The following is a 15672-nucleotide window of genomic DNA, read 5'->3' on the forward strand; positions in this document are numbered from 1 at the left end:
GGAAAGATCGGAATTTAGAGAAACCAATTTGGATTGTCAATCCTTCCTGGGTTTCCTAAAATTCAATCGCTTTCTATTCGTCCTTTGTATCTTATTTAATGGCAACCTGAGAGTTGCCGAATAGAAAGGCAGGTCGTTTCTTTTAGTCGCTATCAGGCGAACTAAAAACTCCCTGCACTAGATTTTTTACCGAAAAGTATCGTTTCGCTAAAAAATCGTCGGAGAATTTATTTAATGTCGCTCTGTGAGGCGACGAATAGAAAGGAGAAGGGTGCTCCGTATTTGCTGAACTGAATACGGGCTACGGACGGTGCTAAAAAGATAGTTATTCCTAGAACTGACAGTTCTTCGTCATAACTCCTATTTTAGCTTTGTCCGCTTGACGCCCTTAATATCTTATATATGCCTAAACGTACTGATATTCAAAAAATTATGGTGATTGGTTCTGGTCCGATTATTATTGGTCAGGCTGCTGAGTTTGACTACGCTGGGACCCAGGCTTGCTTGTCTTTGAAAGAGGAAGGTTATGAGGTTGTCTTGGTTAACTCAAATCCTGCAACTATCATGACGGACAAGGAAATTGCTGATAAGGTTTATATTGAACCAATTACACTTGAGTTTGTGACACGTATTCTTCGTAAGGAACGTCCAGATGCCTTGCTACCAACACTCGGTGGTCAGACAGGTCTCAACATGGCCATGGAATTATCTAAAAATGGTATCCTAGATGAACTTGGTGTTGAGCTTCTGGGTACTAAACTATCTGCCATTGACCAAGCGGAGGACCGTGACCTCTTTAAACAATTGATGGAAGAGCTCAACCAACCAATCCCAGAATCTGAAATTGTCAACACCGTCGAAGAAGCTGTTACCTTTGCAGCAACAATTGGCTACCCAGTCATCGTTCGTCCAGCCTTTACACTTGGTGGTACTGGAGGTGGTATGTGTGCAAACGAGGAAGAATTGCGTGAAATCGCTGAAAATGGTTTGAAATTGTCACCTGTTACCCAATGTTTGATTGAACGTTCAATCGCAGGTTTCAAGGAAATCGAATACGAAGTGATGCGTGACTCAGCTGACAATGCTTTGGTTGTTTGTAACATGGAAAACTTTGACCCAGTTGGGATTCACACAGGGGATTCCATTGTATTTGCCCCTGCGCAAACCATGTCAGACTATGAAAACCAAATGCTTCGTGACGCGAGCTTGAGCATCATTCGTGCCCTTAAGATTGAAGGGGGATGTAACGTTCAGCTAGCCCTTGATCCCCACAGCTTCAAGTACTATGTCATCGAAGTAAACCCTCGTGTGTCTCGTTCTTCAGCCCTGGCATCTAAGGCGACAGGGTATCCGATTGCAAAATTGGCTGCTAAGATTGCTGTAGGTTTGACCTTGGATGAGGTTATTAACCCAGTCACGGGTTCAACCTATGCCATGTTTGAGCCTGCCCTTGACTACGTTGTTGCCAAGATTCCACGTTTCCCATTTGACAAGTTTGAAAAAGGTGAGCGCCGTCTTGGGACACAGATGAAGGCAACTGGAGAAGTCATGGCAATCGGTCGAAACATCGAAGAATCTCTCCTTAAAGCTTGTCGTTCCCTTGAAATTGGTGTGCACCACAATGAAATGCCTGAACTTGCATCAGTTTCTGATGATGCCTTGATTGAAAAAGTTGTCAAAGCCCAAGATGACCGTCTTTTCTACGTATCAGAAGCTATTCGTCGTGGTTATACACCTGAAGAGATTGCAGAGCTTACAAAAATCGATATCTTCTATCTTGATAAACTCTTGCACATCTTTGAAATTGAGCAAGAATTGGGCGCTCATCCACAAGATTTAGACGTTTTGAAAACTGCCAAACTTAATGGATTTTCAGACCGTAAGATTGCTGAACTCTGGGAAACGACAGCTGACCAAGTCCGCCAACTTCGTTTGGAAAACAAGATTGTCCCAGTTTATAAGATGGTAGATACTTGTGCGGCAGAATTTGACTCTGAAACACCATACTTCTATTCAACCTATGGATGGGAAAATGAGTCTATCAAGTCTGATAAGGAATCCGTTCTAGTTCTAGGTTCAGGTCCAATCCGTATCGGTCAAGGGGTTGAGTTTGACTACGCAACTGTTCACTCGGTTAAGGCTATCCAGGCTGCTGGCTACGAAGCCATCATCATGAACTCAAACCCAGAGACCGTTTCAACAGACTTTTCTGTATCAGACAAGCTTTACTTTGAGCCATTGACATTTGAAGATGTTATGAATGTCATCGACTTGGAGCAACCAAAAGGTGTTATCGTTCAGTTCGGTGGTCAAACAGCCATCAACCTTGCGGAGCCATTGGCAAAAGCAGGTGTGACCATCCTTGGTACACAGGTTGCCGACCTAGACCGAGCTGAAGACCGTGACCTCTTTGAGCAAGCTCTCAAAGACTTGGATATTCCACAGCCACCAGGACAAACGGCTACCAATGAAGAAGAAGCAGTCCTTGCAGCTCGCAAGATTGGCTTCCCAGTTCTTGTTCGCCCATCTTATGTACTTGGTGGACGTGCCATGGAAATCGTAGAAAATGAAGAAGATCTTCGTTCTTACATGCGTACAGCGGTTAAGGCTAGTCCAGACCATCCAGTTCTTGTTGACTCTTATATCGTTGGACAAGAGTGTGAAGTTGATGCCATTTCAGACGGAGAAAATGTTCTCATCCCTGGTATCATGGAGCATATAGAACGAGCCGGTGTCCACTCAGGTGACTCAATGGCCGTTTACCCACCACAAACCTTGTCGCAAAAGCTTCAGAAAACCATTGCAGACTACACAAAACGCCTAGCAATCGGTCTTAACTGCCTTGGAATGATGAACATTCAGTTTGTCATCAAGGATGAAAAAGTCTACGTTATTGAGGTCAATCCACGTGCTAGCCGTACGGTTCCATTCCTTTCTAAAGTGACCAATATCCCTATGGCTCAAGTAGCGACCAAGCTCATTCTTGGTCAAAAACTTGAAGAACTTGGCTACCAAGATGGACTTTACCCTGAAAGCACCCGCGTTCATATCAAGGCACCTGTCTTCTCCTTTACCAAACTAGCTAAGGTAGACAGCTTACTTGGTCCTGAAATGAAGTCAACAGGTGAAGTTATGGGTTCTGATACTACTTTGGAAAAAGCTCTCTATAAGGCCTTTGAAGCTTCTTACTTACACTTGCCAACTTTTGGTAACGTTGTATTTACCATCGCTGATGATGCCAAAGAAGAAGCCTTGGACTTGGCTCGTCGTTTCCAAAATATTGGCTATGGAATCCTCGCGACAGAAGGGACAGCAGCCTTCTTTGCCAGTCATGGATTGCAAGCCCAACCTGTTGGTAAGATTGGTGATGACGATAAGGATATTCCAAGTTTTGTTCGCAAAGGAAGAATCCAAGCTATCATTAATACAGTAGGAACCAAACGAACTGCAGACGAAGATGGTGAGCAGATTCGTCGTTCAGCTATTGAACACGGAGTGCCCCTCTTCACAGCCCTAGATACAGCTAACGCCATGCTCAAAGTATTGGAAAGCCGTAGTTTTGTCACAGAAGTGATCTAGTTGAGAAAAATTTTTTCATATTTTTAAAACCAGCGTCAGAAAACGCTGGTTTTTTTCAATACTGTTCTTGCTTGTTTTAACTATCATGCTTTCCTTAAGAATCATTTCAAAATGTGATATAATAAGAATAAATTGGAAATAGGAAATTATTTTCATTATATTTTCAAAACTCCATTAATAAAATAGGCAAAGACAAGATTAGAAAGTGAATATTCCGATGTCTTCTTACAAAAAGGTCTCTCTTTCTGAGATCAATCAATCTATTGAAACTCCGAATAACAATCATTTTTGGCAAAATCTAAAAGCATTTTTAGGTTCTGGAGCTCTTGTGGCAGTTGGTTATTTTTTATTTTAAAGACTTGTCCTGAGCCCATTCGTATTTATATCATAAAGTTAGCTAATAAGAAATGAAGGGCAGTAAGCCAAGCAATCACTTTGGAGTTTCAAAGTTTTATTTTAAGCTTTCTTTAAGAAAACTATATTATTCTGAAGAACTCTAAAATTTCACAGCCATTTATTAGTAATGACTACAGAATTCCTAGTCACTACTAGAAATGGACTAGTTTCTTTGAATAATGGAACTGCTTAATCCTCCTATTCTAGAACAGGAGGGCCGGTATTTCTTTCATGATAGGACTAGATTGTGGTATAATAGAGAGAATAAGTTTTTTTAGTAAGACAAAGGAGAAAATAGATGATTTATGCAGGAATTCTTGCTGGTGGAACTGGCACACGTATGGGAATCAGTAACTTGCCAAAACAATTTTTAGAGCTAGGTGATCGACCTATCTTGATTCATACAATTGAAAAATTTGTCTTAGAACCAAGCATTGAAAAAATTGTGGTTGGTGTTCACGGAGACTGGGTTTCCCATGCAGAAGATCTTGTAGATAAATATCTACCTCTTCATAAGGAGCGTATCATTATTACAAAAGGTGGTGCTGACCGTAATACGAGTATTGAGAAAATCATTGAAGCCATCGATGCTTATCGTCCGCTTACACCAGAGGACATCGTTGTTACCCACGATTCTGTTCGTCCGTTCATTACGCTTCGCATGATTCAGGACAATATCAAACTTGCTCAAAATCATGATGCAGTGGACACAGTGGTAGAAGCGGTTGATACTATCGTTGAAAGCACTAATGGTCAATTCATTACAGATATTCCAAATCGTGCTCACCTCTATCAAGGACAAACACCTCAAACATTCCGTTGCAAGGACTTCATGGACCTTTACGGCTCTCTCTGCTGAAGAGAAGGAAATCTTGACAGATGCATGTAAGATCTTTGTAATCAAAGGAAAAGATGTGGCCTTGGCTAAGGGCGAATACTCAAACTTAAAAATCTCAACAGTGACAGATTTGAAGATTGCAAAAAGTATTATTGAGAAAGACTAGCGATATGATTAATCAAATTTGTCAACTGACTAAGCCCAAGTTTATCAACGTCAAATACCAGAAAGAGGCTATTGACCAAGAGAATCATATCCTTATCCATCCCAACTACATGGCGGTCTGTCATGCGGATCAGCGTTACTACCAAGGAAAACGTGATCCGAAGATTTTGAATAAAAAGCTTCCAATGGCAATGATTCACGAGTCATGTGGAACCGTTATTTCTGACCCTACAGGAACCTACGAGGTTGGGCAAAAAGTTGTCATGATTCCTAATCAGCCTCCTATGCAGAGCAATGAAGAATTCTATGAGAACTACATGACAGGGACTCATTTCTTGTCTAGTGGCTTTGATGGCTTTATGAGAGAGTTTGTTTCTCTTCCTAAAGACCGTGTGGTGGCTTATGATGCTATCGAAGATACGGTTGCAGCCATTACAGAGTTTGTCAGTGTCGGTATGCACGCTATGAATCGTCTATTGACCCTTGCTCATAGCAAGCGGGACCGAATTGCCGTTATCGGAGATGGAAGTTTAGCATTTGTGGTTGCCAATATTATCAACTATACTTTGCCAGAAGCAGAGATTGTTGTTATTGGTCGTCATTGGGAAAAGTTGGAACTCTTCTCATTTGCCAAAGAATGCTATATCACTGACAATATTCCTGAAGATTTGGCCTTTGACCACGCTTTTGAGTGTTGTGGTGGTGATGGTACTGGACCAGCCATTAATGACTTGATTCGCTACATTCGTCCTCAGGGAACGATTCTTATGATGGGAGTTAGCGAATATAAAGTCAATCTCAATACTCGTGATGCCTTAGAAAAGGGCTTGCTCTTGGTTGGGTCCTCTCGTTCTGGTCGCATTGATTTTGAAAATGCAATCCAAATGATGGAAGTCAAGAAATTTGCCAATCGTCTTAAAAATATCCTTTATCTAGAAGAACCTGTAAGAGAAATTAAAGATATTCACCGTGTCTTTGCGACCGATTTAAACACAGCCTTTAAAACAGTGTTTAAGTGGGAAGTATAAGTGCTGGAGGTTAATTGTGGAGAAAATCATTAAAGAAAAAATTTCATCCCTACTTAGTCAAGAAGAGGAAGTCCTCAGTGTTGAACAACTGGGGGGAATGACCAATCAAAACTATTTGGTCAAAACAACAAATAAGCAATACATTGTTAAATTCTTTGGTAAAGGGACAGAAAAGCTGATCAATCGTCAAGATGAAAAGTACAATCTTGAACTACTAAAGGATTTAGACTTAGATGTAAGAAATTATCTTTTTGATATTGAAGCTGGTATCAAAGTAAATGAGTATATCGAATCTGCGATTACGCTTGATTCAAGGTCAATCAAGACTAAATTTGACAAAATTGCTCCAATATTACAAACCATTCATGCATCTGGTAAGGAATTAAGGGGAGAATTTGCTCCTTTTGAAGAAATCAAAAAATACGAATCCTTAATTGAAGAAAAAATCCCGTATGCTAACTATGAAGCAGTTCGAGAAGAAGTCTTCTCCTTAGAGAAAAGACTGGCTGACTTAGGTGTTGACAGAAAATCTTGTCACATCGATTTGGTACCTGAAAACTTTATCGAATCACCTCAAGGACGTCTATATCTGATTGACTGGGAATATTCATCAATGAACGATCCAATGTGGGATTTGGCTGCTCTCTTTTTAGAGTCTGAATTCACTTCCCAAGAGGAAGAAGCTTTCTTATCTCACTATGAGAGTGAGCAAACACCTGTCTCTCGTGAAAAGATTGCAATCTATAAAATTTTGCAAGATGCTATTTGGAGTCTATGGACAGTCTACAAAGAAGAGCAAGGTGCAGATTTTGGTGACTATGGTGTGAGTCGTTACCAAAGAGCTGTTAAAGGTTTGTCATATTATGGAGGTTTAGATGAAAAATAAAAATGGAGTTTCTTTTGGTCTACTCTCAGGTATTTTCTGGGGTTTAGGTCTAACGATTAGTGCTTATATCTTTTCGATTTTTACAGATTTGTCGCCCTTTGTGGTGGCCGCTGCTCACGATTTCTTGAGTATCTTTATCTTACTAGCTTTTCTCTTGGTGAAAGAAGGAAAAGTTCGTCTCTCAATTTTCTTAAATATTCGCAATGTTAGTGTTATCATCGGAGCCTTATTAGCAGGTCCTATCGGTATGCAGGCCAATCTTTATGCGGTTAAGTATATCGGAAGTTCCTTAGCTTCATCTGTATCGGCTATTTATCCTGCGATTTCAGTTTTATTGGCTTTCTTCTTTTTGAAGCACAAGATTTCGAAAAATACTGTGTTTGGGATTGTCTTGATTATTGCAGGGATTATTGCTCAAACTTATAAGGTTGAACAGGTTAATTCTTTCTACATTGGGATTGTTTGTGCTTTAGTTTGTGCTATTGCATGGGGAAGTGAGAGTGTTCTTAGCTCTTTTGCCATGGAAAGTGAATTGAGTGAAATCGAAGCCCTCTTAATCCGTCAAGTAACTTCATTCTTGTCCTATCTTGTGATTGTGCTCTTCTCTCATCAGTCATTTGCTGAAGTAGCTAATGGACAATTGCTAGGTCTTATGATTGTCTTTGCAGCCTTTGATATGATTTCCTACTTGGCTTATTATATTGCTATCAATCGCTTGCAACCAGCCAAGGCTACAGGCTTGAACGTAAGTTATGTAGTTTGGACTGTCTTGTTCGCAGTTGTTTTCTTGGGTGCACCGCTAGATATGCTGACAATTATTACGTCACTTGTTGTTATTGCTGGAGTTTATATTATTATTAAAGAATAAAGGAGATTCGTGTGAAAGCCATTATCTTAGCAGCGGGATTGGGAACTCGCTTGCGTCCTATGACTGAAAATACCCCTAAAGCCTTGGTTCAGGTTAATCAAAAACCCTTGATTGAATACCAAATTGAGTTTTTAAAAGAAAAAGGAATCAATGAAATCATCATCATTGTTGGTTACCTTAAAGAACAATTCGATTACTTGAAAGAAAAATATGGTGTTCGCCTCGTCTTCAATGATAAATACGCTGACTACAATAACTTTTACTCTCTCTATCTTGTAAAAGAAGAATTAGCTAACAGTTATGTTATTGATGCCGATAATTATCTCTTTAAAAATATGTTCCGCAATGATTTGACACGTTCGACTTATTTTAGTGTTTATCGTGAAGATTGTACCAACGAATGGTTCTTGGTCTATGGAGATGACTACAAGGTTCAAGACATTATTGTTGATAGCAAGGCGGGTCGCATCCTTAGTGGTGTATCCTTCTGGGATGCTCCAACTGCAGAAAAGATTGTCAGCTTTATCGATAAGGCCTATGCAAGTGGTGAATTTGTTGATCTCTACTGGGATAATATGGTTAAGGATAATATCAAAGAGCTGGATGTCTATGTTGAAGAATTAGAAGGCAATAGCATCTATGAAATCGATAGTGTCCAAGATTATCATAAATTAGAAGAAATTCTTAAAAACGAAAATTAAAGATTCCAACATCTGGCTGAAATAGTCGGATGTTTTTTGATTTTTTTACGAATAAATAGATGAGTAGAAAAAGAAATGGAGATATTTATGAAAATCACAAACTATGAAATCTATAAGTTAAAAAAATCAGGTTTGACCAATCAACAGATTTTGAAAGTCCTAGAATACGGTGAAAATGTTGATCAGGAACTTTTGTTAGGTGATATTGCAGATATATCAGGTTGCCGAAATCCAGCCGTTTTTATGGAACGTTATTTTCAGATAGACGATGCGCATTTGGAGAAGGAGTTTCAAAAATTTCCATCTTTCTCTATTTTAGATGACTGTTATCCTTGGGATTTGAGTGAAATATACGATGCACCTGTGCTTTTATTTTACAAGGGAAATCTTGACCTCTTGAAATTTCCTAAAGTAGCAGTTGTGGGGAGTCGTGCTTGTAGCAAACAGGGAGCTAAGTCAGTTGAAAAAGTCATTCAGGGATTGGAAAATGAACTGGTTATCGTCAGTGGATTAGCTAAGGGCATTGATACAGCAGCTCATATGGTAGCTCTTCAGAATGGCGGCAAAACCATTGCAGTGATTGGAACAGGACTAGATGTATTTTATCCAAAAGCCAATAAACGCTTGCAAGACTACATCGGTAATGACCATCTGGTTCTTAGTGAATATGGACCTGGCGAAAAACCTCTGAAATTTCATTTTCCTGCCCGTAATCGCATCATTGCTGGACTTTGCCGTGGTGTGATTGTAGCAGAGGCTAAGATGCGCTCGGGGAGTCTCATTACCTGTGAGCGAGCAATGGAGGAAGGGCGCGATGTCTTTGCTATTCCTGGTAGCATTTTAGATGGACTATCAGACGGTTGCCATCATTTGATTCAAGAAGGGGCAAAATTGGCCACCAGTGGGCAGGATGTTCTTGCAGAATTTGAATTTTAATACTCTTCGAAAATCAAATTCAAACCACGTCAGCTTCACCTTGCCGTAGGTATGGTTACTGACTTCGTCAGTCTCATCTGCAACCTCAAAGCAGTGCTTTGAGCAACCTGCGGTTAGTTTCCTAGTTTGCTCTTTGATTTTCATTGAGTATAAGAAGAAAGTCCGCTTACTAAACAAACTTTTCTTCTATATATAGGAGCTAAGTCTTGACAGTTATGGCAAAATGGTTTACACTTTATAAAGTTTATTACTTTGAAAAGGTGTGATACTGTGGCTACGGCAACAAAAAAGAAAAAATCAACAGTTAAAAAAAATCTAGTAATCGTGGAGTCGCCTGCTAAGGCTAAGACGATTGAAAAATATCTCGGCAGAAACTACAAGGTTTTAGCCAGTGTCGGGCATATCCGTGATTTGAAGAAATCCAGTATGTCAGTCGATATTGAAAATAATTATGAACCGCAATATATCAATATCCGAGGAAAAGGCCCTCTTATCAATGACTTGAAAAAAGAAGCCAAAAAAGCTAATAAAGTCTTTCTGGCGAGTGACCCGGACCGTGAAGGAGAAGCGATTTCTTGGCATTTGGCTCACATTCTCAACTTGGATGAAAATGATGCCAACCGTGTGGTCTTCAATGAAATCACTAAGGATGCGGTCAAAAATGCTTTTAAAGAACCTCGTAAGATTGATATGGACTTGGTCGATGCTCAACAGGCACGCCGTGTCCTGGACCGCTTGGTAGGGTATTCGATTTCGCCTATTTTGTGGAAGAAGGTCAAGAAGGGCTTGTCAGCAGGTCGCGTTCAGTCTATTGCGCTTAAGTTAATCATTGATCGTGAGAATGAAATCAACGCCTTTCAGCCAGAAGAATACTGGACAATTGATGGTGTCTTTAAAAAGGGAACCAAGCAATTTCAGGCTTCCTTCTATGGAGTGGATGGTAAAAAACTGAAACTGACTAGCAATGATGAGGTCAAGGAAGTCTTGTCTCGTCTGACTAATAAAGACTTTTCAGTGGATCAGGTGGATAAGAAAGAGCGCAAACGCAATGCTCCTTTACCCTATACCACTTCATCTATGCAGATGGATGCGGCCAATAAAATCAATTTCCGTACTCGAAAAACCATGATGGTTGCCCAACAGCTCTATGAAGGAATTAATATCGGTTCTGGTGTTCAAGGTTTGATTACCTATATGCGTACCGATTCGACTCGTATCAGTCCTGTAGCGCAAAATGAAGCAGCAAGTTTCATTACGGACCGTTTTGGTAGCAAGTATTCTAAGCATGGTAGCAAGGTCAAAAATGCATCAGGTGCTCAGGATGCCCATGAGGCTATTCGCCCGTCTAGCGTTTTTAATACACCTGAAAGCATCGCTAAGTATCTGGACAAGGATCAACTCAAGCTTTATACTCTTATTTGGAATCGTTTTGTGGCTAGCCAGATGACAGCTGCTGTCTTTGATACCATGGCTGTTAAATTGTCTCAAAATGGGGTTCAATTTGCTGCTAATGGTAGTCAGGTTAAGTTTGATGGTTATCTTGCCATTTACAATGATTCTGACAAGAATAAGATGTTACCAGATATGGCTGTTGGAGATGTGGTCAAACAGGTCAATAGCAAACCAGAGCAACATTTCACTCAACCGCCTGCTCGCTATTCTGAAGCGACACTGATCAAGACCTTGGAGGAAAATGGGGTTGGACGTCCGTCAACCTACGCACCTACCATTGAAACCATTCAGAAACGTTATTATGTTCGCCTTGTAGCCAAACGTTTTGAACCGACAGAGCTGGGAGAAATTGTCAACAAGCTCATCGTTGAATATTTCCCAGATATCGTAAACGTGACCTTCACAGCTGAAATGGAAGGTAAACTGGATGATGTCGAGGTCGGAAAAGAGCAGTGGCAACGCGTTATTGACGCCTTTTACAAACCATTCTCTAAAGAAGTCGCAAAGGCTGAAGAAGAAATGGAGAAAATCCAAATCAAGGATGAACCAGCTGGATTTGACTGTGAAGTGTGTGGCAGTCCAATGGTCATTAAACTTGGTCGTTTTGGTAAGTTCTACGCTTGTAGCAATTTCCCAGATTGCCGTCATACCCAAGCAATTGTGAAAGAGATTGGTGTTGAGTGTCCAAGTTGTCATCAGGGACAAATCATTGAGCGTAAAACCAAACGTAACCGCCTCTTCTATGGTTGCAATCGCTATCCAGAATGTGAATTTACCTCTTGGGACAAGCCTGTTGGTCGTGACTGTCCAAAATGTGGCAACTTCCTCATGGAGAAAAAAGTCCGCGGTGGTGGCAAGCAGGTTGTTTGTAGCAAAGGCGACTACGAGGAAGAAAAGATTAAATAAGAGGAGTGTCCTGAAAGTTAATTTCAGGCTCTTTTGGTTAGAACTTGACAAAATTCATCATTGTATGCGAAACTAGAAGAAGATTATTTTATACTCAATGAAAATCAAAGAACAAACTAGGAAACTAGCCGCAGGTTGCTCAAAGCACTGCTTTGAGGTTGCAGATAAGACTGACGAAGTCAGGAACCATACCTACGTCAAGGCGACGTTGACGCGGTTTGAAGAGATTTTCGAAGAGTATTAACTAGGAGAAGTTATGCGTCTTATCTATCTAATAATTGGTTTTTTATCACTAGCCTTGGCTATTGTTGGGGTAGTTTTACCCTTGTTGCCTACAACGCCTTTTCTTTTGTTGTCTATTGCTTGTTTCTCAAGAAGTTCCAAGCGCTTCGAAGACTGGCTTTATCATACCAAGCTCTATCAAGCATATGTGGCTGATTTTCGCGAGACTAAGTCTATTGCGCGTGAACGTAAGAAAAAAATCATCGTATCCATCTACATCTTGATGGGAATTTCTATTTATTTTGCCCCTCTCTTACCAGTCAAAATCAGTCTGGGAGCCTTTACCATCTTTATCACCTATTATCTATTCAAGGTTATTCCAGACAAAGAATAAGTAAAATTTGTTACTATTTCCCTTGATAAAAATGAAAGCATATTCACAATGATATGATATAATAAATTCAAAGTAATCTTCAAGGAGAATCAAATGATTTACGAATTTTGTGCTGAAAATGTGACCTTGCTTGAAAAAGCGATGCAGGCTGGGGCTCGTCGAATCGAACTCTGTGATAATCTTGCAGTTGGTGGGACAACACCCAGCTATGGAGTGACTAAGGCAGTAGTTGAACTGGCAGCTAACTATGATACGACCATCATGACCATGATTCGTCCACGTGGTGGCGATTTTACCTATAATGATATGGAAATTGCAATCATGCTAGAAGACATTCGATTGACTGCTCAGGCTGGAAGTCAAGGAGTTGTATTTGGTGCTTTAACTGCTGACAAGAAGTTGGATAAACCTAATCTTGAAAAGTTAATTACTGCATCAAAAGGAATGGAAATTGTCTTTCACATGGCCTTTGATGAATTGAGTGATGAGGATCAACTGGAAGCTATTGACTGGCTTAGTCAAGCTGGAGTCACTCGTATCCTAACTCGTGCTGGTGTGTCTGGCGATTCACTAGAGAAACGTTTTGCTCACTATCACAGAATTTTGGAACATGCTAAAGGTAAGATTGAAATTCTACCAGGTGGGGGGATTGACCTTGACAACCGTCAAACCTTTATTGACCAACTGGGCGTGACACAATTGCACGGAACCAAGGTTGTCTTTTAAAAAATAGAAAGGAACTGCTAGCTTTGGGTAGCAGTTTTCACTTATGTTTGAAATTTTTAAATCCTATCAGTTTAATCAAGAAAAGGCTCATGATTATGGTTTTGTAGAAAATGGTGGAGTGTGGACCTATAGTTGCCAAATTTTGCAGGATGACTTTGTCATGACTGTGTCCATCACTACTGATAATGTGAGTTTTCAAGTCTTTGACCAGGAGACTGGTGACCTCTATCCTCAAGTTCATATGGAAAGTATGACAGGAAGTTTTGTTGCAAGTGTCCGTGAGGCTTGTCTGGAGATTCTCTACCAGATTCGGAAGGCTTGTTTTGAGGTACAGGATTTTATCTGCCCTCAGACTAAGCGAATCATGACTCAAGTTCAGGAAAAGTATGGTAATCAGTTGGAGTATTTGTGGGAGAAATCGCCTGATACGGCAGTGTTAAGACATGAAGGCAATAAAAAGTGGTATGCCGTCTTGATGAAAATCTCTTGGGATAAGCTGGAAAAGGGCAGAGAAGGACAGGTGGAAGCAGTCAACCTCAAACATGACCAAGTAGCTGACTTACTTTCAAAAAAGGGCATTTATCCAGCTTTTCATATGAATAAACGATACTGGATTAGTGCGGCCCTTGATGATACTTTGTCAGATGAAATGGTACTGGAATTGATAGAAAAAAGTTGGAACTTAACTACTAAAAAATGAAACATTTCAAGGATTTTCAATTAGCAAAATATTCTCTACTGAAGAAATTTTCAGAAAATATTGGATTTTTTCTTGACAAGTACTTTTGCCTATGCTAAAATACTAAACAAGATATCAAACGAAGGAGAAAGTCAAACATGAAAGCAGCTAAGTTTAATCAATTCGCTTTGTTGTTGAGGTACTCGGGCTAGTGCAAAAAGCATTAGTCCTGTTTGGCTTACCAAGCGGGAGTGAATCAACATCTCGCTTGGGTTTCTGAGCGAGATGTTTTTTTAAAACCACATTTGGAAAAGGGGAAATCTTATGAGAACAGTTGAATTTCTAGATACCAGCCTTCGGGATGGAGAACAGACACCGGGTGTTAACTTTTCAATCAAGGAAAAAATTGCCATTGCAAGACAGCTGGAGAAATGGGGCATTTCAGCCATCGAAGCTGGTTTTCCAGCGGCTAGTCCAGACTCATTTACGGTAGTTCAGGAGATTGCTAAGACCTTGAAGAAAACGGCAATAACTGGTCTGGCACGCTCTGTCAAGTCTGATATTGATGCTTGTTATGAGGCTCTCAAGGATGCCAAGTATCCACAGGTTCACGTCTTTATCGCTACCAGTCCGATTCACCGCAAGTATAAGCTCAATAAGAGCAAGGAAGAGATTTTGGAAGCTATTAAGGAGCATGTTTCTTATGCCCGTTCTAAGTTTGAAGTGGTCGAATTCTCTCCAGAGGATGCGACTAGAACAGAGTTGGATTTCCTCTTGCAAGTTGTTCAAACAGCGGTTGATGCAGGGGCGACTTATATCAATATCCCTGATACGGTAGGATTTACAACGCCAGAGGAATACGGAGCTATCTTCAAATACTTGATTGAGAATGTCAAGACGGAACGTCAGATTATCTATTCGCCTCACTGTCATGATGACCTCGGAATGGCAGTAGCTAATAGCCTTGCTGCTGTCAAGAATGGGGCAGGTCGTGTTGAAGGGACTATCAATGGTATCGGGGAACGAGCTGGGAATGCTGCTCTTGAAGAAATTGCAGTGGCCCTCAATATTCGTCAAGATTACTATCAAGCAGAAACTAGTATTGTTTTAAATGAAACCATCAATACGTCAGAAATGGTTTCTCGCTTCTCAGGTATCCCAGTTCCTAAAAACAAGGCCGTTGTTGGTGGCAATGCCTTTTCTCATGAATCTGGTATTCACCAAGACGGAGTCCTTAAAAATCCTCTTACTTATGAGATTATCACCCCTGAATTGGTCGGTGTCAAGAGTAACAGCCTCCCACTTGGAAAATTGTCAGGTCGCCATGCCTTTGTTGAAAAACTAAGAGAACTGGCCTTAGGCTTTACAGAAGAGGATATCAAACCACTCTTTGCTAAGTTCAAGGCACTGGCCGACAAGAAGCAAGAAATCACAGATGCAGATATTCGTGCTCTGGTAGCTGGAACCATGGTTGAAAACCCAGAAGGTTTCCACTTTGATGATTTACAACTGCAAACTCATGCAGATAATGACATTGAAGCACTCGTTAGCCTAGTTAATATGGATGGCGAGAAAGTTGAATTTAATGCGACAGGGCAAGGTTCCGTTGAGGCTATCTTCAACGCTATCGATAAGTTCTTTAACCAATCCGTCCGCTTGGTATCCTACACTATCGATGCGGTTACGGATGGAATCGATGCCCAAGCTCGTGTCTTGGTCACTGTTGAAAACAGAGATACAGAAACCATCTTTAACGCAGCAGGTCTTGATTTTGATGTACTGAAAGCATCTGCTATTGCCTATATCAATGCCAATACCTTTGTTCAAAAAGAGAATGCTGGTGAGATGGGACGCAGTGTTTCCTATCGTGACATGCCTAGTGTGTAAAGGAGAAGG

General features: G+C 40.5%; 11 protein-coding genes and 2 pseudogenes. All 13 read left to right on the forward strand.

The window, feature by feature from the left end; all coding sequences use genetic code 11:
- Positions 1–402 precede the first annotated feature (402 nt).
- The 13 genes and pseudogenes from carB (at position 403) to OCF96_RS05850 (ending at position 15663) form a co-directional block, all read left to right on the forward strand.
- Positions 403–3579: a carbamoyl-phosphate synthase large subunit gene (gene carB / locus OCF96_RS05790; protein ID WP_261446660.1), complete on the forward strand. Its 3177-nt coding sequence runs from the start codon at positions 403–405 to the stop codon at positions 3577–3579.
- A 217-nt stretch (positions 3580–3796) separates the two neighbouring features.
- A pseudogene (locus OCF96_RS05795) lies at positions 3797–3922 on the forward strand (Nramp family divalent metal transporter); the annotation flags it as partial.
- A 351-nt stretch (positions 3923–4273) separates the two neighbouring features.
- Positions 4274–4979: pseudogene (locus tag OCF96_RS05800) on the forward strand (IspD/TarI family cytidylyltransferase).
- Positions 4980–4983: 4 nt separating this feature from the next.
- Positions 4984–6006 (forward strand): ribitol-5-phosphate dehydrogenase, encoded by a 1023-nt coding sequence (locus tag OCF96_RS05805; RefSeq protein ID WP_084927334.1) that lies wholly within the window; start codon positions 4984–4986, stop codon positions 6004–6006.
- Between the two features lie 16 nt (positions 6007–6022).
- On the forward strand, positions 6023–6892 hold the full coding sequence (locus OCF96_RS05810) for a phosphotransferase family protein (RefSeq protein ID WP_261081189.1): 870 nt from the start codon (positions 6023–6025) through the stop codon (positions 6890–6892).
- A complete protein-coding gene (locus tag OCF96_RS05815) occupies positions 6882–7760 on the forward strand; it encodes a DMT family transporter (RefSeq protein WP_261446661.1) in 879 nt (292 codons plus the stop codon). Before OCF96_RS05810 ends, OCF96_RS05815 begins: the two co-directional genes overlap by 11 nt.
- 11 nt (positions 7761–7771) lie before the next feature.
- On the forward strand, positions 7772–8461 hold the full coding sequence (locus tag OCF96_RS05820; RefSeq protein WP_000643976.1) for a sugar phosphate nucleotidyltransferase: 690 nt from the start codon (positions 7772–7774) through the stop codon (positions 8459–8461).
- 87 nt (positions 8462–8548) lie between these two features.
- The gene (dprA, locus tag OCF96_RS05825; protein ID WP_173876053.1) at positions 8549–9397 is read left to right on the forward strand and encodes a DNA-processing protein DprA; all 849 of its coding nucleotides are present in this window, start codon (positions 8549–8551) and stop codon (positions 9395–9397) included.
- Positions 9398–9667: 270 nt separating this feature from the next.
- Positions 9668–11755: a type I DNA topoisomerase gene (gene topA / locus OCF96_RS05830; RefSeq protein WP_173876054.1), complete on the forward strand. Its 2088-nt coding sequence runs from the start codon at positions 9668–9670 to the stop codon at positions 11753–11755.
- A 256-nt stretch (positions 11756–12011) separates the two neighbouring features.
- Positions 12012–12371 (forward strand): YbaN family protein, encoded by a 360-nt coding sequence (locus OCF96_RS05835; RefSeq protein WP_261446662.1) that lies wholly within the window; start codon positions 12012–12014, stop codon positions 12369–12371.
- A 93-nt stretch (positions 12372–12464) separates the two neighbouring features.
- Positions 12465–13097, forward strand: a complete 633-nt coding sequence (locus tag OCF96_RS05840; RefSeq protein WP_261446663.1) for a copper homeostasis protein CutC — start codon at positions 12465–12467, stop codon at positions 13095–13097.
- Positions 13098–13140: 43 nt separating this feature from the next.
- Complete coding sequence (locus tag OCF96_RS05845; RefSeq protein WP_084927329.1) at positions 13141–13797, forward strand: MmcQ/YjbR family DNA-binding protein; 657 nt, start codon at positions 13141–13143, stop codon at positions 13795–13797.
- A gap of 303 nt (positions 13798–14100) precedes the next feature.
- A complete protein-coding gene (locus OCF96_RS05850; RefSeq protein WP_261446664.1) occupies positions 14101–15663 on the forward strand; it encodes a 2-isopropylmalate synthase in 1563 nt (520 codons plus the stop codon).
- The last annotated feature ends 9 nt before the right edge of the window (positions 15664–15672 follow it).

Origin of the sequence: Streptococcus mitis (genome assembly GCF_946190065.1) — a bacterium.
In the GTDB taxonomy this organism is placed as follows: domain Bacteria; phylum Bacillota; class Bacilli; order Lactobacillales; family Streptococcaceae; genus Streptococcus; species Streptococcus mitis_DE.

Coding starts and splice junctions, on each gene's coding strand:
- carB (WP_261446660.1), top strand. CDS start 403: ATGCCTAAACGTACTGATATTCAAAAAATTATGGTGATTGGTTCTGGT.
- OCF96_RS05805 (WP_084927334.1), top strand. CDS start 4,984: ATGATTAATCAAATTTGTCAACTGACTAAGCCCAAGTTTATCAACGTC.
- OCF96_RS05815 (WP_261446661.1), top strand. CDS start 6,882: ATGAAAAATAAAAATGGAGTTTCTTTTGGTCTACTCTCAGGTATTTTC.
- dprA (WP_173876053.1), top strand. CDS start 8,549: ATGAAAATCACAAACTATGAAATCTATAAGTTAAAAAAATCAGGTTTG.
- OCF96_RS05835 (WP_261446662.1), top strand. CDS start 12,012: ATGCGTCTTATCTATCTAATAATTGGTTTTTTATCACTAGCCTTGGCT.
- OCF96_RS05840 (WP_261446663.1), top strand. CDS start 12,465: ATGATTTACGAATTTTGTGCTGAAAATGTGACCTTGCTTGAAAAAGCG.
- OCF96_RS05845 (WP_084927329.1), top strand. CDS start 13,141: ATGTTTGAAATTTTTAAATCCTATCAGTTTAATCAAGAAAAGGCTCAT.
- OCF96_RS05850 (WP_261446664.1), top strand. CDS start 14,101: ATGAGAACAGTTGAATTTCTAGATACCAGCCTTCGGGATGGAGAACAG.